Origin of the sequence: Fictibacillus barbaricus (assembly GCF_014635025.1) — a bacterium.
GTDB classification, from domain to species: Bacteria; Bacillota; Bacilli; order Bacillales; family Fictibacillaceae; genus Fictibacillus; species Fictibacillus barbaricus.
In genome coordinates, this window is sequence record NZ_BMCE01000001.1 from 654298 (window position 1) to 676396 (window position 22099).

The window sequence follows — 22099 nt, forward strand, 5'->3', positions numbered from 1 at the left end:
TTTTTATTGTTCTTTTATTATTTTGTAAATATTTTCATAAGAATCCAAATTTATCTTCCCGACAGTTGGTAAAACCTTTAAAATTATAGAAGATTTTGTAGGAAAATGTCTAAACAACAAAATCTATCTGACGATAATTATATTGTTAGAATCTATCAAAAATTGGTAAAGGGGGAGCGATTTTACACATACCGGTCGAAGCGGTAAAGGAAATCAAAAAGGGGTTAGGGATTTAATGTCTAAAAAAATATATATTGTGCCGTTAATTTTAATTCTTTTATTTACGTTTGCTTATAGTCAACCCGTAGATGCTAATGTGGCAAAAGCTCAAGTAACATCCATGACAGTGGGAACACCACTAGTCGTAGGGAAAGCAGCAACTGTCAGTGCCAAAGCTTCAAGTCCGAACCAAACATTATACAAATATCATTTAGGCGACAGAAATACGGATACTTGGACTGTTATAAAAGATTATTCAACATCATCCTCTTTTTCATGGACACCTAAGAAAGAAGGTAAGTATCGCTTAGTTGTACATGTTAAAGACAGCCAGAGCAATGCTGTTTACGATTCATATACCTTTAAAGACATCGAAGTCACTTCAGGTATGTCAAAGGCAAACATATCTTCCATTTCGGTTGGAAATCCTTTGGTGATCGGCAAGTCCACAACCGTTAAAGCTTCTGCGACGAGTGCAAACCAGACGCTCTACAAGTATTACCTTGGAGACAGAAAGACCAACCAGTGGACGGTCTTAAAGGATTATTCTACATCTTCATCGTATACGTGGGTTCCTAAAAAAGAAGGTATTTATCGGGTTGTCGTGCATGTAAAAGACAGTACAAGCAATGCGTCTTATGATTCTTATCTTTCTAAAGATGTCGAGGTCTCAGCTGCGTATTCAGCAGCAGCAAAAAGCTTATCAGTGAACGAGAAAGCATATGTAGGGTACTCCGAGTCGATTTCAGGAAGTTCGGAAAGTACAACAAGTCCGCTTTATAAGTTCTATTTAAACAATCGAGATACGGGTGAGTGGATCACGTTACAAGAATATGCAAGCTCTTCCAAACAATCTTTTACACCGCAAAAGCCGGGTAGTTACCGAGTGGTCATGCATGTAAAGGACGCCCAAAGCACAAAAGAGTATGACAGCTACCTGTACAAAGACGTTGATGTAAAACACCTATCAAAAGCAACGATTGAATCCTTTCAAACAACCGATGAAATGTTTGTAACACCAGCTAATGTGATCGCTGCAACTGCCAAATCAGACAATGCAGCTCTTTATAAATTTTTGGTGAGGCATCCAGATCAAACATGGGAAACGCTTCAAGAATACTCACCTAACGGAAGGATCTCATGGAAACCTTCCAAAACGGGCGACTACCGCGTTGTTGTACACGTGAAAGACAGTTACAGCAAAAACACGTATGACGATTATACGTTTAAAGATGTTGTCGTGAAGGAACACCCTGAAGCTGATTATCAAGGATTTACGACAGATCGTCCTTTTTACTACAATCAGTCTACACAGATCACACATGCAGCTAAGAGTTCTATCACCGCACAATTCAAGACAGTTGTGAAGAACTTGTCTACAGGTGAAGAAACCATCCTTCAGAACTTTGATACAAGAACAAAGATCAGCTGGGCACCAAAACAGACTGGGAATTATCAGATTACCGTTTATGCAAAAGACCAGTACAGTCCAAAAGCCTATGATGACTCTTATCAAAAAAGTATTACCGTAACGCCGGTTCCTAAGGCTTCGTTAACTACTTTTACAATGAACGGAAGTGCGTTCTACACAGGAAAAACGTATCCTGTTTCAGCATTTGCTTCATCTCCGAATGGTGCTCTATATAAATTTATTGTAAAAGACGAAACAACAGGACAATGGACAACGGTACGCGACTACAGCATCAACAGTTCGATCAACTGGATTCCTAAATATAAAGGAAAATACCGAATTGTTGTTCATGTGAAGGATCGCTATACCGATGCTTCATTTGATGCATATCGTTTTAGGGACGTTACCGTAACGAAGATTACAAAAGTCGTGATCGATGCAGGACATGGTGGTTCTGACCCTGGTGCGATCGGCAGCAATGGTACACATGAAGCAGACTTAACCTTGGATATTTCAAAACGAATTGTTCAAATGTTGAATGAAAGATCTGATTTTACTGCCCTTGCAACGAGAGAAACGGATAAGTATGTATCCTTGGAAGATCGAGTGGCATTTGCTAACTCCCAAAATGCCGACTTATTCATGTCCTTACACTACAATTCCAGTACGAGTAAAGAAGCGAATGGTACAGAAACATATATATACTATAATTCTGACCCTCTATTCGGACAGACCATTCATAAGCACCTGATCGCGGCAACTGGTTTAAGAGACAGAGGATTAAAAGAAAGCGGCTTTTATGTAATTAAGAATACAAAAATGCCAGCTGCACTGGTTGAAATTGCTTTTGTAAGCAACCCTGCTGAAGAAAATCTTGCCAATACTTCTGCATTTAAAGAGAAAGTTTCAAGAGCGTTAGCAGATGCATTAATTGAATATTCTTCCTTACGTTAAACAAAAAGAGAGGCTCTACGGAGCGCTCTTTTTTGTTTGTTTGTAACCTATTGCATGGAAGGTTATAATAAGAATGCTTTATAACCATGTAGCTATAAAATTGAGGTGTAAGGAAATTGGAAGAAATTTTAGTGAGTGTTATTACTCCATCATATAATGCTGAAAAATTTATAAGGCACACAATAGGGTCTGTACAAGCTCAAACCCATCAGAACTGGGAGATGCTGATCGTAGATGACTGTTCAAAAGACAGTACAGTTGAAATTATTAAACAGATCTCATCAGAAGACCCTCGAGTAAAGCTTATACAGCTCGAAACAAACTCAGGAGCAGCTGTAGCCCGAAATACGGCAATAGAAAATGCTAAAGGAAAGTACATAGCTTTTTTAGATAGCGACGACTATTGGAAGCCGGAAAAGCTGCAGAAACAGCTGGCATTTATGGAAGAGAATGATTATGTTTTTTCATATACGAACTATGACATCATGAATGAAGCTGGTGAATCTTTAGGAATCGAAGTCAAGGTTCCACCATCCCTTACTTACCATGATTTACTAAAGAACACGATTATCGGCTGCTTGACCGTCATGATTAACATTGAGAAAATAGGGAAGTATAAAATGCCGAACATTCGTACAAGACAGGATTTTGCACTGTGGCTGTCCATCTTAAAAGATGGATATACAGCGTATGGCCTGCAGATTCCTTTGTCCCGCTATCGAAAAGTAGAGGGTTCAATCTCAAGCAATAAAGTAAAAGCGGCTAAAAAAACATGGGCTGTTTACCGTGAAATTGAAAAATTAAGTCTTCCTTATTCAGCGTGGTGTTTTGTGAACTACGCGTATAATGCTGTCAAAAAATCTAGATGAACGACGACTACTATCTACACAGAGATAGACTCTATAAGTTAACAGGAGTGAGATGAATGAAGGTAAAAAAAGCCATAATTCCAGCAGCAGGATTAGGAACAAGATTCCTGCCTGCTACAAAAGCACAGCCTAAAGAAATGTTGCCGATCGTGGATACACCAACTATTCAATATATTATTGAAGAAGCTGTAGATGCTGGTATTGAAGATATCTTAATCGTAACCGGCAGAGGAAAGCGCGCGATCGAGGATCATTTTGATAAGTCTCTTGAATTGGAAGAAACATTAAAAGAAAAAGGCAAAGATGAGGAACTTGCACGTATTCAAAAGATCTCAAATATGGTCGATATCCATTATATCCGACAAAAAGAGCCTAAAGGCTTAGGACATGCCATCTGGTGTGCACGCAAATTTATCGGAAATGATCCATTTGCTGTTATGCTTGGTGATGATATTGTCCGTGCACAGACACCTTGCTTAGAACAGCTTATAAATGAATTTGAAGCTAGAAATTCATCCGTCATTGGCGTACAAGAAGTGCCGACGAAAGATGTCTCAAAGTATGGGGTTGTTGAATACGACAACACGTTCAATTCCGGAAGCGGGTTGTATAAAGTAAAGAGTCTGGTTGAAAAGCCTGCAATTGAAGAAGCTCCATCTAACTTGGCTATTATGGGCAGATATGTCCTAACACCAGAAATTTTGGATATACTTGAACACTTAAAGCCAGGAAAAGGAAACGAGATTCAGCTTACAGATGCTTTGCAGGAATTAAGTGGCATTCAAGAAGTGTTTGCATATCTCTTTGAAGGTAAACGCTATGATATAGGGGATAAATATGGCTTTGTTCAAGCAACAGTTGAATTTGCCTTAGAAAGAGAAGATATTGGAGAACCATTGCTTAACTGGCTGAAAAAGGTCGTTAACGAGCGTTCATAATTGTTCATTGGGGAGTGGAAGAATGAATATTTGCGTTATAGGAACAGGTTATGTTGGGCTAGTGTCAGGCACATGTTTTAGTGAAGTCGGCAATAACGTGACTTGTATAGACTTAGACGAAGGTAAGATCGAGCGCCTGAAACAAGGGATCATTCCGATCTATGAGCCAGGTCTTAAAGAATTAGTATTAAAAAATATTGAAGAGGGCCGTCTTCACTTTTCAACGAAGCTTGAAGAAGGAATGAAGGATGCTGAGGTTGTCATCATTGCAGTTGGAACACCACAAGCACCTTCTGGTGAGGCTAATTTAGAATACGTTGAAAATGTAGCTGTTTCCATTGGGGAGAACTTAAACGGTTATAAAGTCATCGTAACGAAGAGTACCGTTCCTGTCGGCACCGGCCAGCGTGTGAAGAGCATTATCAGCGAATACTCTCACGGCAAGCATGAATTTGACGTAGCTTCTAACCCTGAATTCCTAAGAGAAGGAACAGCTGTCTACGATACGATGAACATGGATCGTGCAGTTATCGGGGTAGAATCTAAACGAGCAGAAGAAGTTCTTACAAAGCTGCACGAGCCATTCAACACGGAGATTGTTGTTACAAACGTCGAAACATCAGAGATGATCAAGTATGCATCTAATGCTTTCTTAGCGACAAAAATCAGCTTTATCAATGAGATCGCAAATCTTAGCGAGCATTTCGGCGCAGATGTAACAAAAGTTGCTGAAGGCATGGGTCTTGATAAAAGAATCGGTAAGCACTTCTTGCAAGCCGGTATCGGGTATGGAGGTTCTTGTTTCCCTAAAGATACTAGTGCTCTCATTCATATTGGAAGAGAAGTTGGAGAAGATCTTACCATTCTGAAGGCTGTAGAAGACGTAAACCGACAGCAAAGAATGAAAATCGCAGATAAAGTAAACGAAGTCTACCCAGATTTAAAGGGTAAAAAACTTGCAGTACTCGGACTTGCTTTTAAACCTAATACGGATGATATGCGTTACGCTCCATCCATCGATCTGATTCCATACTTTACGAATAAAGGTGCTGAAGTTGTTGCCTTTGATCCGATTGCTTATGAAAACGCAGCAAAAGAAATTGAAGGATTACAGTATTCAACAGACCTTTACGAGACGATCAAAGATAGCGACGCTGTTGTTATTCTGACAGAGTGGGACGAAGTGAAGAAGATGGAACTTTCAAAAGTGAAGGAATTAATGAAAGAACCAATCATTATTGATGGACGAAATATCTTTAATCTAGAAGAAATGAAGGCATCTGGTTTCTATTACGCTTCAATCGGACGTCCAACCATTTCACCAGTTAAAGCATAAATATAAATGCTCTTGTAGCTTCGGCTATGAGGGCATTTTTTTGTTAAGTTTTTGTAAACACCACCGATGATAACGTTTGAATCCCTTGTAAACAGGGGATTTAATACTCGGAGTCACATCATTTGTTTATGAAGGAATAAATTCACAATGATTGAATACCCAGAAACAATCGAAAAAAGTCGAAAAAATGAATATCACCTTGAAATCCAATCAAGGGTTCTTTAGTGCAAGTAACTAAAAATTGACAAAAAAAATATATGTACTAGAGAAAATTGTGTGATATGATATGAAATGGTTTATAAACAGACATCAACGATAGAACTATGAGGTGAATGTTAGTGGCAATTAATCGAGCTGAAACAAACAATTATTATAATACCTATACACAACAAGCCGAAACGAAACTAACTGCAATAGACTCAAAAATCAATGATTCAACGTTTTTATTTGTGAAACGTTTGATTGATTTAGCAGCCGTTCTTATATTAAGTATACCAGCCTCAATCATTGTATTGATTACAATGCTGGCGATCCGTTTAGAATCTAAAGGCTCTGCTTTATACTTTCAAGAACGCTGTGGTTTAAATGGCAAAGTTTTTAACGTAATTAAGCTTCGTTCCATGTACACGGATGCAGAATGCAATGGACCTCAATGGGCTAAAAAGAACGACTCACGGGTAACACGAGTAGGTAAGTTTATTAGAGCTACCCGTATTGATGAGCTTCCTCAGTTAATTAACGTTTTAAGAGGGGATATGAGTCTTGTCGGTCCTCGTCCTGAACGTCCTATGTTTGTAGAAGAATTCTCTAAAGAGATTCCCGATTTCAAGGACCGTTTACTGGTTAAACCAGGCCTTACGGGTTGGGCACAAGTTAATGGAGGATATGATATTTCTGCAAAAGAAAAGCTGCATCTGGATAAGTATTATATCCGCAACATCAGTATTATGATGGATCTGAAAATCTTATTAAGTACGGTCCGTGTAGTTTTTACAGGTGACGGCGCAAGATAAATCTCTTAATTAAACGCTTCTATCATTAAAGATAGGAGCGTTTTCTCCATGAAAAAATGTATTTATTATCGTTTTTTTCGTTACAATAGAGATAGATTTATTATGAGAGGATCGACGATTTATGAAAACTTCCAGCTTTGACAAATGGATAGATTATCTATTCTATTTGTATATCTTTTTTATTCCTTTTTCCGTATCAGAAGATTTTAGAGCCATAACAGGTCCCATACCAGCTTCTGTATTATTGACCTTTATTATCTCTCTAGCTTTTATGATTTATTACATAAGGACTACCCGTAAACTTCCATTCGTTGTTAATCAAGATCTGAGTAAGAACTTACTTGTTGTATTGATCTGCTTTTTCCTGCCGGTCTTATTTTCAACGATAAGTGCTGTATATAATTTTTTATCCATTGACGCTTATCCATACAGCGAATATTTTAAAGGTGATTTTCCAGCCCGAATTATTAACTTTGACTTATTCTTTGTGTTCTTAATTTCCTTTGTACCTCTAATTAACAGGTTTAAAACTGAAAGATTGCACGCATACATCAAGGCTTATTGGATTGCTGTATCTTTCTTATTATTGATTGGTTTTTGGCAATTTCTTCACTTAACGGTTGGGATCCCAATGTTTGATATGCAGACTCGTTCTTATGTTCATAGTGTAGGAGGGGGCGCTCAGTTATTTGACTTCCGATTAACATCATTCGCATCTGAACCAAGTTACATGGTCCCATTTGTAATTGATGGTTTCCTAATCGGAGCATTGGTTTTCAGGTCATATAAAAAATATATAATCTGGAGCTTTCTGCCGGCTTTATTTATTTTGTTATTTTCCTTTTCGTTAGGTGGATACCTAAATTTCTTTCTCGTTTTTTGCGGCTTCTTATTGATCATATTTACAACTACTAACCCATACAAAGGGAAAGTGTTAAAAGGTCTAGCGGTTTTAATCGGATTGGCTTTAGTCGCTGCACTTTTTAATACGGGGTTTATCTTAAAATTAATCGGTCCTGTAATTGGAAGGCTTGATACCGTTTTTGATATGCAAGAACACGAAAGACTTTTCTTGCTTCTTATGCCGTTTATCTGGATCTTCCAGCACGGACAGACTTTCTTCCAAGTTCTGTTTGGAATGGGACCAGGTTCATTTAAGTATTTAAACATTACACAGTACTTTCCTGATGACCTGCACAAAGTATATGTGACGTCCAATAACTTTTATATTGATGTTTTATATGAACATGGTTTGATTGGTTTCATTTTATCTATTGTTCTAATGGTTTATTTTCTCTGGTTCTTCTTTAAACGACGTAAGGAAGGAAAATACGCTCAGGTTGGATTCTTAATCACCCTTCATCTGAGTATTACATCTCTATATCGAGCAGACTTTACGTCACCACGCTTTTGGATGATGTTTATCATCTTATTTATCCTTATCCATCTGCTGTCCCTTAAAAAAACAAAAATTGAATAAAAAGAAGGGGGGTTAACCAAAATGGTCAACCCCTCTTTTTTATGATCTTTTTATATGCTTTTGGCAGCAGTGCCCTGCAATTTCCTACGTTCAAAACGTAAACAAGCAACAGATAAACAATTCCACCGATCAGTACTTTTAAGAACATCCACATGACGCCGTTTACGTTATATAGCGGGTAGAGGCATAAAGCCATCCCAGAAGCGGCTAGAAATAGTTTTGCCACATTCCTGCCGGGGAAAGTTAAAGGAAAAGCTTTCTTTCCGATCGACCAACTCATAATGATCGCAACGATATAAGCAATAATGGATGCGTAAGCTGATCCTTTGATGCCAAACGGCGGGATCAGTATGAAGTTAAGCACAATGTTGATTACACCAGCGATTAAAACAGGCCAAATTTGATACAATGTTTTTTTGCCAAGCTCAAATGCTAAATCAAAATAATACGTTTTGATCGTTTGAATAAATACAGCTACACAGATCAGTGAAAATATGATACCTCCAGCTTCTCTGAAACTTGCCCCTAAAAATACGGATGTTATATCTGGGCTTAGCAGGATCAGGCCTAATGTTGCAGGGAGTCCGATAAAGAACAGCAAGATAGTGTTTTGGTCGAGCTGTTTTTGAGCAGCTTTAACTCCTTCGCTCTCCAGGGCTTTAATGACTAGCGGGTAGGCAGCTAAGTTAACAATCATCATAAGCAGCACCAAAATCTGCTTCGCCAAATCATATCCTACAGAATATAATCCGGTACTTTTCGTTCCTAATAAATAGCCGATAATAAAACGGTCAGAACTAAAAATGATGTAGTTCATGGATAATGTCGCTACCAGAGGCATTCCGTACCGGAACACTTCTTTAACCAGTGTCCAATCAATATGTTTAAGTCGAATCTTCCTAAGGTATCTTGGCAGCAAATAGATAAGAGGAACAATCATACCAACGATAAGACCCCAAAGAATGGAACTAGCCTCAAGTCCCCATTTGATCAACAAGAAAGAAATTCCTAGTGATAGAACGGTTTTTACAAGTGTGATGATTCCATATAAAAGTGATGATAATTTCGATCTTAAGTATTCGGTAGCCATGTCAAACAAGTTCTGTACAAGCAAGAGTGCTAGTCCGATCAGCCAAAGTGCCTGCCATTCGTCCGTTTTTGCAAAATAAAAGAATGGTCCTGTAAAAAGTAAAAGTGAAAAACCTACCAGAGAAAGAAAGGCAGCAGCAATGGAACTTAAGAACAGGTTCTCTTGCTCTGTGTATCTTGGTGCAAACCGTAACAGACCAAGTCGCAGCCAATGAAACAGACCTGTACTTGCAAACCCTACGGCTGATAAGACAAGTGCATATTTACCATATTCTGATGGTGAGAGGAGCCGTGTATATAAGGCAATTGCCGCAAAGTTAACAAGGCCAGGCAGCCCCCTTGATAAAAAGTAGATGAACGTGTGTTTTAAAAGCATTTTGTACTCCTAACATAATTTTACACATTTCTAACCGCTACAAAAATAAAACTTGAGTCGAAATGTGTCAAAGATAGTCTTTTTTTAATAAAAATTGTAAAATATTATCACGGGTCTTTTGTGCTATAATGTATCCTGATACAAATATATAGATAGACGTTTAATCAAGCAATAGATATTACCAAAATCAAAGACTGACTAAATAAATATGGCCTTAACTATTATTTTATCGAATAAAGCAGGATCAGCATAATTTTAATTTTTTATTTAAGTTAGAATGGGGAGTTTTTATAATGGATGAGCGCAAAAGGGCAGTACGCAGGAATAGAAAAAAACGGAAGAAAAGACGTCTGTTATTAGGTTGTTCGTTTTTTATGTTTGTCTTTTTAGCTATAGGCGGATACATGTTCTACAATGTTTACGAAGCAGCAAATAATTCGTATTCTGAACTAGATCGTGGTGAACATTCTAAGCTTAGAGAAGAGTCTGTAGCAATTGGAAAAGATCCAATTAACATTTTGATCATGGGTATTGAGGACTATTCCAGCGGTGGTGGAAACGGACGTACGGATTCCTTGATGGTGGCTTCCGTTAACCCTGATAAAAACTCAATTAAAATGTTGAGTATACCTAGAGATACGTATGTTGATATAGAAGGACACGGACAATCTAAGATCAATCATGCGCATGCTTATGGCGGTAAAGAGTTGACGATCGATACAGTTGAAGGGCTGCTGGATGTTCCTATTGATTATTATGTGACAGTCAACTTTAAAGGTTTCAAGGACGTTATTGATGAGCTGGGTGGCATTACTGTTGATGTTCCATTTGACTTCTCTGAAGTTAGTGATGGGGAAGCCGGATCAGAGAAACATAAGATCTATTTTAAAGAAGGCGAGATGACTCTAGACGGTCAAGAAGCACTTGCTTATGTTCGTATGAGAAAACAAGACCCTAGAGGAGACTTTGGTCGAAGTGAGAGGCAGAAACAGGTCATTCAAGCTGCGATTAAAGAAAGTGCTTCTGTAAGTACTTTGCTTAACTTCAGTGATCTTGCAGACCATATTGGAAATAATATAGAAACCAATTTATCTGTCTCAGAAATGTATACGCTGAAAAATAAATACGCAGAGAAGAACATTGAAAGTTTAACACTTGAGGGTGTAGATGATACGATCAACGGCGTATATTATTATGTTCCTACAGAAGAGGGATTAGCCAATGTACAGAATGAATTAAAGAGTCACTTAGGACAGGAAGTTTCTGCTTCAGAGACGACATCTGATACTGAAACAACTGAAAATGGATCTTCCAATTATAGTGAGTAACAAAATGAGATGATCCGGATAAAGAGCTGCTTTAGGGAGAACACCTGAAGCAGCTTTTTTATTTACGATTTCTTTTTATGGGGAGCTAGAACACCATATATAAAGTGGGTAAGAGGTTTTTTCTGACCCATGAGACCTAGAAATTCTGCTATCAGTTCGATGGTCAGCAATAAGAGTAGAAACAAAAAGAAGGACTCTTCTAAAGTGGATAAGGAGAAAGCAAAAGCAAGTATGCTGAAAAAGATGCTGATTCCATAGATAAGTAATACCGTTTTAGGGTGGCTGAATCCTACTGCCAAGAGCCTATGGTGCAAGTGAGACTTATCTGGCTGCGACCACTTTTGCTTATTTACAAGCCGTCTTATAATAGCGAAAGCCGTATCCAAAAAAGGAACACCTAAAATCATGATAGGTACAAATAAAGATAGGAACGTTACGCTTTTAAAGAAGCCAGATATGGAGATTACCGCTATTAAAAGGCCAAGTAGCTGTGACCCTGTATCACCCATAAAGATCTTAGCAGGGTAAAAGTTAAACAAGAGAAACCCTAATGTACTACCCATGACAATCACACACAGCATGATAACAAGCAGCTGATCTTTGCCGATAGCCATGATTAAGATTGTGGAGAGAGCAATTGTAGAAACGCCGCCAGCCAATCCATCAAGACCATCTATTAAGTTGATCGCATTTATTAGTCCGATCATCCAAAAGAGCGTCAGAGGAATAGTCATTAATTGCAGTTCAACTAATCCAAAATAAGGAATCGTGATGTAGTCTATAACAAAACCACCGTAAATTAATATAAAAGCAGATAGGAATTGTCCGAGCAGTTTTTGTTTAGCAGAGAGTTCATAAATGTCGTCGAGTACCCCTGTAATGACAATAACAGCAGTACTTGAGAAGATGTACGTTTTTGTATGAAAATCGATTGGGAGGATGAGAAGACCGGCTATAAAAGCAACATAAATAGCCAGCCCGCCTAGCCTTGGCTTTGCCTCACGATGTACTTTTCTTTTATTGGGCTTATCAACAGCCCCGATTTTTTTTGCTAATCTGGAAACGAAAGGTGTTATCAAAAGAGCGATTAAAAAACAAAAGATAAAAGTAATGAAAAGTTGAAGGTTCATGGAATTACACCTTTCCGTGAAAAATAAACTCATCATTAGTTTTATCTCATAACCTCAAAATTATTTATCTTTATACGTCCTTTTCTAAGTACGCCTGCCCACCAAAAACGATCTCACTCTGTGCATTGGAAAGATCGGTGATCCATTCTTTGAAAGACGCTGCTTTATCTATCGGTACATACATCTGAATTTCTACTTTATCCAAGTAATTCATCTCTTTAATGGGATAGACAGAATTTCGAAGTTCATTTTCCATTTTGCCCAGGAGTGTGTAGTCAACGGTGATGTGTACGATCTGTTGAAGCTGACGTTCTACAACGCCAATAGACTTTAGGCCTTCTGAAACGGCTTTACCGTAAGCCCGAATAAGTCCTCCTGCACCAAGCTTGATTCCGCCGAAGTAACGGGTAACGACAGCAACCGTATCTTTCAGTTCCTTTTTTTTGAGAACCTCTAACATCGGAACACCCGCTGTACCGCTTGGTTCTCCGTCATCGTTCGCTTTTTGGATATTATCCGTCTCGCCGATTAAATAGGCAGAGCAATTGTGTGTAGCACTGTTATGCTCTTTTTTGATGGACTGGATGAATTGAATCGCTTCGTCTTCTGTTTTTGCTCGTGCAATATGTGCGATAAAACGAGATTTTTCAATCACGATCTCGTGCTGGCCTGTCTCTTTTACAGTAAGATAGTCGGATAACATATATTAAGAATCTCCTTTAAGTAGCGAATATTATGAATTCGATATCAAATTTGTCGAAAAATCTTCATTCTTTAAGTAGAACATGATATCCTTCATTATAAGGTGATTAAAAGAAGCGTTCAAATTCTTAAATTTTTTTAGTAAGAAAAGTCATAAAATTCCACATCTTGGCGAATGTAGTATAATAGAAGGATTGATGTCTTCCTGTTCATATTTTGCTTAGATAGTTAAAAAGTCCTATGTGCAAATTAGGCAAGATGGTTCTAGAACTTCCGTTTATACTTCTTTATCGTTTTAATTGGGGGAAATTTACATGTCTGCAGCTAAGTTAACGATAGATCCACATTTGTTGGACGGAATATTAAATAAAACCATCGACACGGTTACAGAAAGCCAATCGCAGATCTTTGAGATCAGCGAGCATTCTCGCCAAGAGTTTCAGCAACTGCACCGTGAGATGGAGTTAGTGAAGCAGCAGGTTATTGAAGTCATTCATAAATCTGATCGAACGGAAGAGTATGCAAAGCTGGCAAGAACTCGCTTGGCTGAAGTGAGCAAGCATTTTCAAAAGTATAGCGAGTCAGATATCCGCGATGCGTATGAGAATGCGAACAAATATCAAATTGAGCTTTCGATTATCCGGCAAACAGAAAAACAGCTTCGTGAAAAAAGAGATGAGCTGGAGCGCAGAATTGGTGCGTTAAATGACACCGTCCAAAAAGCTGAATCTCTAGCAGGTCAGATTTCTGTCGTATTAAATTATCTTAACGGGGACTTAAGAAAGATCAACGAGCTCGTACAAAATGCTCAACAGAAACAGGAATTTGGTCTCCAGATCATAGAGGCGCAGGAAGAAGAGCGTAAACGGGTTTCAAGAGAAATTCATGACGGGCCCGCTCAATTAATGGCAAATGTCCTTATCCGCTCAGAACTTTTAGAGAAAATCTTTGTAGAAAAAGGAACTGAGGCTGCCCGTGCCGAAATAAAAGATTTACGGGTTATGGTTCGGAACTCTTTAAAAGAGGTTCGCCGAATTATATATGATTTACGTCCAATGGCTCTAGACGATCTTGGAATCGTCCCAACTTTAGACAAGTATTTACGAAATGTAAAGGAAAGTACAGGTATAGAGGTAGAGCTTCATGCACTAGGTCAAACGAGAAGATTTCCAAACAAAATGGAGATTGCGATTTTCCGTCTTGTGCAAGAGTCAGTCAGCAATGCAGTTAAACATTCTGATGCCAAGCTGATCGAAGTTAAACTGGAATTCACTCAAAAGTTTATTTCATTATATATCCGAGATGATGGCAAAGGATTCGATATGGCTCAACCTGCGAAATCCAATTCCTTTGGCATGATGGGGATGAGGGAGCGGGTCGAACTGCTCGAAGGTACATTAAAAGTTAAATCCCGCTTGAACTTCGGTACTAGTGTTTACATTCAAATTCCCATTCAAGACTAGGAGGGTTCACACATGAATAATATTAATGTGTACGAAAATAATGCCTCAGCACCTGAGAAAACAAGAATAGCAATCATTGATGACCACCGTTTGTTCCGTGAAGGAGTAAAACGCATTCTAGATATGGAAGATCAATTTTCTGTGGTCGCTGAAGGTGACGATGGTTCTGAAGCCGAAAACATCGTCCGAGATCATAATCCAGATGTAGTATTGATGGATATCAATATGCCGAACATCAACGGTGTTGAAGCAACACGTCGTTTAGTAGAGAAATCTCCGGACACTAAAGTAATTATTCTTTCCATCCATGATGATGAGACATATGTATCCCATGCCGTTCAAACGGGTGCATCTGGTTATTTATTAAAAGAGATGGACGCAGACTCTCTAATTGAAGCTGTAAGAGTTGTTGCTGATGGAGGGGCGTATTTGCACCCGAAGATTACTTATAACCTTTTAAATGAATTTCGCAGATTATCTACCAATACAAAAACTCAGCAGAACAAAGCGGGATTTGTAGAAGTAGAATACCGCAAGCCGCTGCACATCTTAACGCGTCGTGAATGTGAAGTTCTTCAACTTTTAGCGGATGGGCGAAGCAACCGTACGATTGGCGAAGAGCTGTATATCAGTGAGAAGACGGTTAAGAACCATGTAAGTAACATTCTTCAAAAGATGAATGTGAACGACCGTACGCAAGCAGTTGTTGAAGCGATTAAAAATGGCTGGGTAAAAGTTCGTTAATGAATGGAGAGAAAAGACCTTCTGTAGTGAAGGTCTTTTTTTGTTTGAAGAAGCGGGAAAAAGCGTGGAGGCTTGAAACGGAGATTTATGTTTGAATCATTGTGGATCATGTTAAAAGTGCTAAAAACTCATCTCAAGGGCTAATTCTTCAGATGGCACATTCAATGGAAACTCGAGGGAAACCCTTGTCCCGCAGCCTTCTTTTGATTGAATGTGCATCTTCCCGCCATGGTTTTGAACGATTTGATAGCAGATGAGCAGGCCAAGACCCGGGTTGCCTTCTTTTGTTGTATAAAAGGGCTGTCCGAGTTTTGATAGAAGATGATCCGGTATTCCTGGGCCATCATCTTGAATGATGATTTGAATGTTCTTATCATTATTCTTGAGTTTCACCAAGATATTTCCCCGTGAAGAAGTAGCTTCTAAGGAATTTTTTAATATATTTAAAAAGAGTTGAGTCATCAAATTTTCTTCGCATGTAAAAAGGACTGGTTGATCAGGAAGTTCTAAATTGAGTCTAGTTGTTTGAAAGTCTGTTTCATCCTCCATACATTTTAAAGACCGTTTAATCACTTCGTTTAAATCGTGATCATGTTTTAAAATCATATGCGGCCTTGCTAAGATCATAAGCTGGCTGATGATAAAGTTAATGCGATCGGTTTCTCGGAGCATGATGCCTAAGAAATGCTCGGTCTCTTCTATGGTATTTTGAGATTGAAAGAGCTGTGCAAAGCCTTTGATCGAAGTGAGCGGATTACGGATCTCATGGGCAAGTCCGGCGGCCAGTTCCCCAACATAAGCCAGAGTGTTCGCTCGCTGTTTAAAGTTATGTGCTTCATTAACGGCAGTCATGTCTTTTGCAATCCCAATTACGGCTTTGATATCATTGCTTAACGAATAAGGAATACTTGTGATATCTAGTTCCACTTCTTTTCCGCTTTTATGAAAAATGGTAAGGGTGCGTTCTGCAGTTTCGCCTTGCATCACTTTTTTATAGAAATGAAGAGAAGTATCTATTTCACTTTTGTCTAAAAGCTTCGTGTAAGGCATACATTGCAGTTCTTCGATGGTATAACCCGTAATCTTCTCAAAGGATGGATTGACTCTTATAAAATGTCGGTCAGGGCCGATCACAAAAACACCTTCACGGTTCAGTTCAAAAAGAGAGTTATAACGATGTTCTGATTCAAGAAGGTCCATTCGCTGCTGAAACAGCTTTTTTTGATTGCGCTGTTCTAAAATATATAAAACTAAAACCACTGTTGTTGCTCCAAAAACAAGCAGCGTCACAACGATGTTAATATTGTTTAATGGAAAATCACTATACCAATTAAAGGTTGGAATACCAGCTATTAGAGCCATCTCACCGATATAGTGCATAAAGCTAACTCCAGCTGTAAAGGCAAGACTTGCTGATATTTTTTTAAATCGATAGTTCTTTCTTAAGATGTGAAAACCAAGCCATGAAAAGAAAATAGCTGAAAAGAGAGATAGAATGATAAGAAGTGTGTTTGGCTGTATCGACATATGAACGTGAAAGGACATGATTCCGATCACATGAACCAAGATTAATCCAAGACTATAAGAAGTAACTGAGACCCACATTTTCTTCTGTGGCTGCTGAGAGGTAAAATGGTAAAAGGATATGTATGAGAAGACAATGCCAGTTCCAAAGGCAGCTGTCATCACTGGAAGGTTATAAGCAGATGGGACAGGGTTTTGGATAGATAGCATCCCCATATAATGTGTGGCCCATAGGGCAATGCCCATTGTAACGGAACCTATTAACAAAAAATGATGCTGCGATTTTTGCTCTTCTGAACGCCTTATAGCCCAGTCGATGGAGATAAGAGTAAACAGAAAGCAAACGAATAGAGAAAGTATTACGATATATAGATTGTGATCCAATGGTGCTAACCCTCCTTTAAATCTTGTGACATATTCTAATTTCTTCCATTTCCGACAAATTCCTTCTTAATTCGAAAAAATCTTTTAAAAATTTTAATGATTAAATTATCGAATAATGAATAGCTTGAATGTCTAGCTTATGGAGGTGGTAAGCTTGAAGAAAAAGTACATATTAGCAGTGGATGTAGGCGGAACTTCTATCGAGTGTGGATTGTTTGATTTTAGCAGAAATCTGCTTTCTTCAAGTATGCTTGCGACCCGGGATGTATTGATGACGGATGTTGCGGAATGCATAGCGGTTGAAATGGGAGATATATTGAGTAAACATGGGATCTCATTTGACGAAGTATGCTGTATCGGACTTGGAGTTCCAGGCTTGGTGGATACGAAAGCAGGAGTAATAATAAAAGCACCAAGTTTAAAATGGAACCAATATCCTTTGAAAGAAAAATTGCAGCGATTGCTTGGAATTCCTGTTTTTATCGGTAATGATGTGAATACGGGACTTTTAGGAGAAGTAGAGAATGGCAGTCTGAAGAAAGTCAATCATGCTGTTTATGTGATGATCGGAACGAGTATTGGTGCAGGTCTGTTGATTAACGGTGAGGTTTATGAAGGCAGTCACTTTTCTGCCGGTGAATTGGGATATTTGGTTACGGATCAGACGGTCATTCGAGAGGGCTTCACACCAGCTCGTCCAGGATATGGATATTTAAGTTCTAAAGCGGGCGGTTTTGGTATGAGTTTTGAATACGAGCAAAGGACGGGTGTCCAAGTGTCAGCTCAGCAGTTATTTGAGCAAGCTCGTAGTGGCGATTTCACAGCTAGTAAAATGATAGAGGAAGCAGTCAGCCATATTACAACGGCATTGATAAATATAGCTGCAGTTATAAATCCAGAAGTGATTCTGATTAGCGGTGGAGTGGGCAGTCAGCTGAGTCCTTTCTTAGAGCAAATGGATGGGAACCTTGAAAAATACGTACCGATAAAGCCGGAATTAAGAATATCGTCTATGCAAAATCGCTCTGTTTTGTATGGTGCATTTTCATTATGCCGAAAACAGTTAAAAAACCTTTAGAGGATAGCGATAATAAAAAGCGAATACTTCCTTTAAGGTAAACCGGAATTTAGTGAATTACTTTTTCTGATGGTGTACACTGTTAGAGGAATGGAAAACAAGATTTTGGCATAAGAGAGGACAAAAAATATGAGCAAGGTAGCCGTCATTACAGACAGTACTTCATACATACCCGAGCATATCCGCAGCGAAAAAAATATTGTAATGATTCCGCTCAACGTGGTTTTTGATAAAGAAACATACAAAGAAGAAGCCGAAATAAAAGCAGACGATTTTTACGAGATGGTAAGTAAAGAAGAAGCACTTCCTAAAACATCACAGCCAGCGATCGGAGAGCTCGTGGAGTTATTAGAAGAGCTGGCGAAAAATTATGAGGAAGCAGTCATGATTACTCTATCCAGCGGGATTAGCGGTACTTATCAAAGTGCTGTCGCAGCAGGTGAGATGGCGGAAGGGATCAAGCTTCATGTGTTTGATTCTGAGATCAGCTGTTCACCACAGGCATTTTATGTATTAAAGGCAGCAGAGCTTGCGAGTGAAGGTGCGAACGGTTACGAGATCATGAACCGATTGCTGGAGATGAAGAATAATGGAATTCCAGCATATTTCTTGGTTGATGATTTGAACCACCTGCACAGAGGTGGCCGTTTGAACACTGCACAGCTTTTTGTTGGTAACCTACTTCAGATCAAACCAATCCTTCATTTTGAGGATAAAAAAATCGTTCCGTTTGAAAAAGTGCGTACGAAGAAAAAAGCATTGAAACGTATCTTTGATATCATGGATGAAGATTTGCTGCCTGAGGATACGGTAACAATAAGCGTGATTCATGCGAAGCGCGAAGATGATGCGGTTGAGATCGCAGAAGAATTGCGACAAAAGTTTGTGAATGCAGATGTGGGTGTCAGCTACTTCGGACCAGTCATCGGTACTCACTTAGGTGAAGGATCGCTAGGTATTACGTGGATAAAAGAATAATATGGGAGAGATGTAAATGAAATCTCTAACACTTCGGGAGACAACACAATGAGGTTTGTCTCCCTTTTTTTAAACAACCGTTTAACCATTGCCCCTGAACACCTTGTGGATGACCCCGGTTTAAAGCCAGTTCCGTTTAGTGAGTTGCCTTTTACTAAACCACCACCTCTAAATACTTCGTTTGTATTTGATGAAAGTCTCCAGCAAATTCTTCATGGTAAGCTGCTTCTCCTTGATGAACTTCCTTTTTCTATAGAAACTCTTCATGAGCATTATGAGAATGGCTTTATAGATTACCAAGTTGGTGTAAGTAGGACAAAGTATGGCCATAATTGCGGAAGGTGTGGAAATGAGAAGGACCGCTTATTCGCTTCTTTTTCTTGTTACCGTTGTAAAAGTGAGACATGTACATACTGTCGAAACTGCATCATGATGGGACGAGTAAGCCAGTGTACACCATTATTATCGTGGACAGGGCCTAAAGTTCAGTGGTCTGGTGAGAACAAACTGGAGTGGGATGGGAAATTGTCGTCCGGTCAGAATGTGGCTTCTCAGCGGTTTGTTGAACAAGTTGGTCTTGATGGAGAACTGTTAATCTGGGCCGTGTGTGGTGCTGGAAAAACAGAAGTCCTTTTTAAAGGGATCGAAAAAGCGTTGCAACTCGGACTTCGAGTTTGTATAGCCACTCCTCGAACGGATGTAGTCTTAGAACTCGCTCCACGGTTAAAGAAAGTTTTCCCCCATACCATGATTGCGAGCTATTATGGTGGCTCAGAAGAACGAGAATTACCCGCACAGCTCGTCATCTCAACGACTCATCAGCTCTACCGATTTAAACAAGCGTTTAACATCATGGTTGTCGACGAAGTCGATGCCTTTCCTTACTCCTACGATACAACCCTTCAGCATGCTGTCTCACGAGCGGTTACACCTGATCATTTTCTTCTATATCTCTCAGCAACACCTTCTAGATTAATGAAAAAAGCAGTGAAGAATAGAAAGCTTTCCTGTGTAAAAATACCACGACGATTTCATGGATATCCTTTGCCTGTTCCGAAAATGGTATGGAGCGGTGAGTGGAAGAAGCGTTTGGAACGCGGGGAACTGCCGACTCCATTTGTAAATTGGATTAGGGAGCAAGCTAAAAGTGGCAGAAGAGCAATGATTTTCGTGCCTTCTGTTTCTATTTTAAAAAAGGTAACGGAAATCATTCGTGGGATGGTAGAAGTACCTATAGATTGTGTACATGCCGAGGATCCAATAAGGAAAGAAAAAGTAGAACAGTTTCGAGCTGGGGAGATACAGCTTCTCGTATCAACAACGATCTTGGAACGGGGTGTGACCGTCCCTTTTTTAGATGTGGCAGTGTTTGGAGCTGATCATAACGTATTTTCAGAAAGTGCTCTTGTTCAAATTTCTGGTCGAGCTGGCAGGAGTAAGGATGATCCGAATGGACAAGTTATCTATTTTCATTATGGGAAATCATTAGAAATGGTACGAGCAATAAAGCATATTAAAGAGATGAATAAGGAGGATAATTCTTGAGTTACTGCCTGTACTGTCATCAATCATATACCGAAAGATGGTCATGGACGGATCTGTTTGGCCTTTCAATTCGAACTTTGCTCTGTTTAGACTGTGAAGATATATTGGAGTTGGTTAAAGGGGATATTTGTAGTATATGTGGTCGCTCTTTTTCATTATTTCCCGAGCAATATCGACAGGGTGACTGTTGCAACGACTGCATTCGGTGGGAGGAAAACGAAGATTGGACCGGTATTCTACAGCAGAATCGGTCACTTTATGTCTACAACGACTTTTTAAAAGAGGTTATTGCCAAATTTAAATATCGAGGAAACGCAGAACTTATAAAAGCCTTTTATCCTGTTTTGAAAAAACAATATAAAAAGATTTCCCAACAGGCTTTCATTATACCGATACCATTAAGTGAAGAACGGAACTATGAAAGAGGGTTTAACCAGGCTGAACTTTTAGCTAGAGGGATCAGCAACCATATAGCACTTCTATTAGAGAGAAAAACTCATGAAGAAAAACAAAGTAAAAAGACTCGTGATGAAAGATTGGAGCAGAAAGAGAATCCATTTATAGTTATCGAGCCTAATAAAGTCCAAGGTCAAAAGGTACTCCTGGTAGATGACGTTTATACGACGGGCAGCACATTGCGATATGCGGCTAAAGTCCTGTTAGAAGCTGGTGCTAAACAAGTATCATCTATAACCCTCGCAAGATAAATAAAACAAACGTCCTGTTAAAAACTCTATAGCACATTCCGATATAAAAGAAAGATAGAAGTGCTAAGGAGCGGAACGTAATGGGTGATTTAAAGAACTGTCCGCAGTGCGGAAGGCTTTTTGTAAAAGGAATTCGTGAACAATGCGATGCTTGTTTTCGTGAAGAAGAGCAGCAATATGATAAAGTGTATCGCTATATAAGAAGAAGTGAGAATCGGAATGCAACGATTGTGGATGTAAGTGAAGCTACTGCTGTCTCAGAAAGTAAAATTATCTATTTTATACACCAAGGGAGAATTCGTGTAAAAGGCTATCCGAATTTTACGTATCCCTGTGATGGGTGTCAAAATCCAATTAATGATGGACGTCTCTGTCAAACATGTAAGGACAAGCTAAAGTCAGAGCTGTCCATTGAGGACTTTATCAAAAGAAAACAAGAAGAAGCATTACCTTCTTACCATACAGATGAAAATTAACCTAATTTGTTTTCATTCTTTAAAGAATTCTTTAGAATTGCCGATATAATAAATAAGAAAAACAGTCTCTAAATGAGGTGACTAATAATGCGTATAAACCACTATAATTCCATTCAAAGTAATCCATATAAAAAACAGACACCTGAAATGAAACAAGAGAAGGTCCAGTCTTTATATAAGAAAGATGAAATTCAAATTTCGGATGAAGCAAAAAAGCTATTGTCTTCTTCCAAGTTTGAACAAGAGCGTGCGGAGAAAGTAAGCGAAATTAAACGTCAAGTTGAGAGCGGGAACTATCAAGTCGATTCTGCAAAAACTGCAAAATCAATTCTTGATTTTTGGCGTAGATCCTAGG

General features: G+C 38.9%; 19 protein-coding genes. 15 read left to right on the forward strand and 4 right to left on the reverse strand.

Annotated features, from left to right (window positions below; genetic code table 11):
- Positions 1-235: 235 nt before the first annotated feature.
- The 6 genes from IEV52_RS03045 to IEV52_RS03070 all read left to right on the forward strand — a co-directional run bounded on the left by IEV52_RS03045 (position 236) and on the right by IEV52_RS03070 (position 8220).
- Entirely contained in the window at positions 236-2584 is a 2349-nt protein-coding gene (locus IEV52_RS03045; RefSeq protein WP_188401050.1) for an N-acetylmuramoyl-L-alanine amidase, read from the forward strand.
- Between the two features lie 116 nt (positions 2585-2700).
- Positions 2701-3453, forward strand: coding sequence for a glycosyltransferase family 2 protein (locus IEV52_RS03050; protein ID WP_188401051.1), 753 nt, complete (start codon positions 2701-2703; stop codon positions 3451-3453).
- Between the two features lie 56 nt (positions 3454-3509).
- Positions 3510-4391 (forward strand): UTP--glucose-1-phosphate uridylyltransferase GalU, encoded by an 882-nt coding sequence (gene galU, locus IEV52_RS03055; protein ID WP_188401052.1) that lies wholly within the window; start codon positions 3510-3512, stop codon positions 4389-4391.
- A gap of 22 nt (positions 4392-4413) precedes the next feature.
- The gene (locus IEV52_RS03060) at positions 4414-5727 is read left to right on the forward strand and encodes a UDP-glucose dehydrogenase family protein (protein WP_188401053.1); all 1314 of its coding nucleotides are present in this window, start codon (positions 4414-4416) and stop codon (positions 5725-5727) included.
- A 338-nt stretch (positions 5728-6065) separates the two neighbouring features.
- Positions 6066-6740 (forward strand): sugar transferase, encoded by a 675-nt coding sequence (locus IEV52_RS03065; protein WP_268234746.1) that lies wholly within the window; start codon positions 6066-6068, stop codon positions 6738-6740.
- A gap of 121 nt (positions 6741-6861) precedes the next feature.
- Positions 6862-8220, forward strand: coding sequence for an O-antigen ligase family protein (locus IEV52_RS03070; protein ID WP_188401055.1), 1359 nt, complete (start codon positions 6862-6864; stop codon positions 8218-8220).
- A gap of 25 nt (positions 8221-8245) precedes the next feature.
- On the opposite strand, the gene IEV52_RS03075 is transcribed toward IEV52_RS03070, so the two are convergent.
- Positions 8246-9685 (reverse strand): oligosaccharide flippase family protein, encoded by a 1440-nt coding sequence (locus IEV52_RS03075; protein ID WP_188401056.1) that lies wholly within the window; start codon positions 9683-9685, stop codon positions 8246-8248.
- Between the two features lie 374 nt (positions 9686-10059).
- On the opposite strand from IEV52_RS03075, the gene IEV52_RS03080 reads away from it, so the two are divergent.
- A complete protein-coding gene (locus IEV52_RS03080; RefSeq protein ID WP_308464559.1) occupies positions 10060-11013 on the forward strand; it encodes an LCP family protein in 954 nt (317 codons plus the stop codon).
- Between the two features lie 62 nt (positions 11014-11075).
- Here IEV52_RS03080 and IEV52_RS03085 read toward each other — a convergent pair whose 3' ends face one another.
- Both IEV52_RS03085 and IEV52_RS03090 read right to left on the reverse strand, forming a co-directional pair.
- Positions 11076-12143 (reverse strand): glycosyltransferase family 4 protein, encoded by a 1068-nt coding sequence (locus IEV52_RS03085; RefSeq protein ID WP_188401058.1) that lies wholly within the window; start codon positions 12141-12143, stop codon positions 11076-11078.
- A gap of 70 nt (positions 12144-12213) precedes the next feature.
- Positions 12214-12846 carry a YigZ family protein gene (locus IEV52_RS03090; protein ID WP_188401059.1) on the reverse strand — a complete coding sequence of 211 codons (633 nt, stop codon included), beginning with the start codon at positions 12844-12846 and terminating at the stop codon, positions 12214-12216.
- Between the two features lie 313 nt (positions 12847-13159).
- Here IEV52_RS03090 and IEV52_RS03095 point away from each other — a divergent pair, with 313 nt between their 5' ends.
- Positions 13160-14308: a sensor histidine kinase gene (locus IEV52_RS03095; RefSeq protein WP_188401060.1), complete on the forward strand. Its 1149-nt coding sequence runs from the start codon at positions 13160-13162 to the stop codon at positions 14306-14308.
- 12 nt (positions 14309-14320) lie between these two features.
- On the forward strand, positions 14321-15052 hold the full coding sequence (locus IEV52_RS03100; protein WP_188401061.1) for a response regulator: 732 nt from the start codon (positions 14321-14323) through the stop codon (positions 15050-15052).
- 120 nt (positions 15053-15172) lie between these two features.
- Here the strand turns inward: IEV52_RS03100 and IEV52_RS03105 are convergent, their stop codons facing one another.
- On the reverse strand, positions 15173-16960 hold the full coding sequence (locus IEV52_RS03105; RefSeq protein WP_188401062.1) for an ATP-binding protein: 1788 nt from the start codon (positions 16958-16960) through the stop codon (positions 15173-15175).
- A 154-nt stretch (positions 16961-17114) separates the two neighbouring features.
- Here IEV52_RS03105 and IEV52_RS03110 point away from each other — a divergent pair, with 154 nt between their 5' ends.
- The 6 genes from IEV52_RS03110 (at position 17115) to flgM (ending at position 22098) form a co-directional block, all read left to right on the forward strand.
- Positions 17115-18038 (forward strand): ROK family protein, encoded by a 924-nt coding sequence (locus tag IEV52_RS03110; RefSeq protein WP_188401063.1) that lies wholly within the window; start codon positions 17115-17117, stop codon positions 18036-18038.
- A 129-nt stretch (positions 18039-18167) separates the two neighbouring features.
- On the forward strand, positions 18168-19016 hold the full coding sequence (locus IEV52_RS03115) for a DegV family protein (RefSeq protein ID WP_188401064.1): 849 nt from the start codon (positions 18168-18170) through the stop codon (positions 19014-19016).
- 48 nt (positions 19017-19064) lie between these two features.
- Positions 19065-20561: an ATP-dependent helicase ComFA gene (locus tag IEV52_RS03120; protein ID WP_188401065.1), complete on the forward strand. Its 1497-nt coding sequence runs from the start codon at positions 19065-19067 to the stop codon at positions 20559-20561.
- Positions 20558-21268 (forward strand): ComF family protein, encoded by a 711-nt coding sequence (locus tag IEV52_RS03125; RefSeq protein WP_188401066.1) that lies wholly within the window; start codon positions 20558-20560, stop codon positions 21266-21268. Before IEV52_RS03120 ends, IEV52_RS03125 begins: the two co-directional genes overlap by 4 nt.
- Positions 21269-21348: 80 nt before the next feature.
- Positions 21349-21744: a TIGR03826 family flagellar region protein gene (locus IEV52_RS03130; protein WP_188401067.1), complete on the forward strand. Its 396-nt coding sequence runs from the start codon at positions 21349-21351 to the stop codon at positions 21742-21744.
- An 87-nt stretch (positions 21745-21831) separates the two neighbouring features.
- On the forward strand, positions 21832-22098 hold the full coding sequence (gene flgM, locus IEV52_RS03135) for a flagellar biosynthesis anti-sigma factor FlgM (RefSeq protein ID WP_188401068.1): 267 nt from the start codon (positions 21832-21834) through the stop codon (positions 22096-22098).
- Position 22099: the final 1 nt, after the last annotated feature.

What these genes read in the sequence shown, in the direction of transcription:
- IEV52_RS03045 (WP_188401050.1), top strand. Translation starts at nt 236, where the DNA reads ATGTCTAAAAAAATATATATTGTGCCGTTAATTTTAATTCTTTTATTT.
- galU (WP_188401052.1), top strand. Translation starts at nt 3,510, where the DNA reads ATGAAGGTAAAAAAAGCCATAATTCCAGCAGCAGGATTAGGAACAAGA.
- IEV52_RS03060 (WP_188401053.1), top strand. Translation starts at nt 4,414, where the DNA reads ATGAATATTTGCGTTATAGGAACAGGTTATGTTGGGCTAGTGTCAGGC.
- IEV52_RS03070 (WP_188401055.1), top strand. Translation starts at nt 6,862, where the DNA reads ATGAAAACTTCCAGCTTTGACAAATGGATAGATTATCTATTCTATTTG.
- IEV52_RS03075 (WP_188401056.1), bottom strand. Translation starts at nt 9,685, where the DNA reads ATGCTTTTAAAACACACGTTCATCTACTTTTTATCAAGGGGGCTGCCT.
- IEV52_RS03080 (WP_308464559.1), top strand. Translation starts at nt 10,060, where the DNA reads ATGTTTGTCTTTTTAGCTATAGGCGGATACATGTTCTACAATGTTTAC.
- IEV52_RS03085 (WP_188401058.1), bottom strand. Translation starts at nt 12,143, where the DNA reads ATGAACCTTCAACTTTTCATTACTTTTATCTTTTGTTTTTTAATCGCT.
- IEV52_RS03090 (WP_188401059.1), bottom strand. Translation starts at nt 12,846, where the DNA reads ATGTTATCCGACTATCTTACTGTAAAAGAGACAGGCCAGCACGAGATC.
- IEV52_RS03095 (WP_188401060.1), top strand. Translation starts at nt 13,160, where the DNA reads ATGTCTGCAGCTAAGTTAACGATAGATCCACATTTGTTGGACGGAATA.
- IEV52_RS03100 (WP_188401061.1), top strand. Translation starts at nt 14,321, where the DNA reads ATGAATAATATTAATGTGTACGAAAATAATGCCTCAGCACCTGAGAAA.
- IEV52_RS03115 (WP_188401064.1), top strand. Translation starts at nt 18,168, where the DNA reads ATGAGCAAGGTAGCCGTCATTACAGACAGTACTTCATACATACCCGAG.
- IEV52_RS03120 (WP_188401065.1), top strand. Translation starts at nt 19,065, where the DNA reads ATGAGGTTTGTCTCCCTTTTTTTAAACAACCGTTTAACCATTGCCCCT.
- IEV52_RS03130 (WP_188401067.1), top strand. Translation starts at nt 21,349, where the DNA reads ATGGGTGATTTAAAGAACTGTCCGCAGTGCGGAAGGCTTTTTGTAAAA.
- flgM (WP_188401068.1), top strand. Translation starts at nt 21,832, where the DNA reads ATGCGTATAAACCACTATAATTCCATTCAAAGTAATCCATATAAAAAA.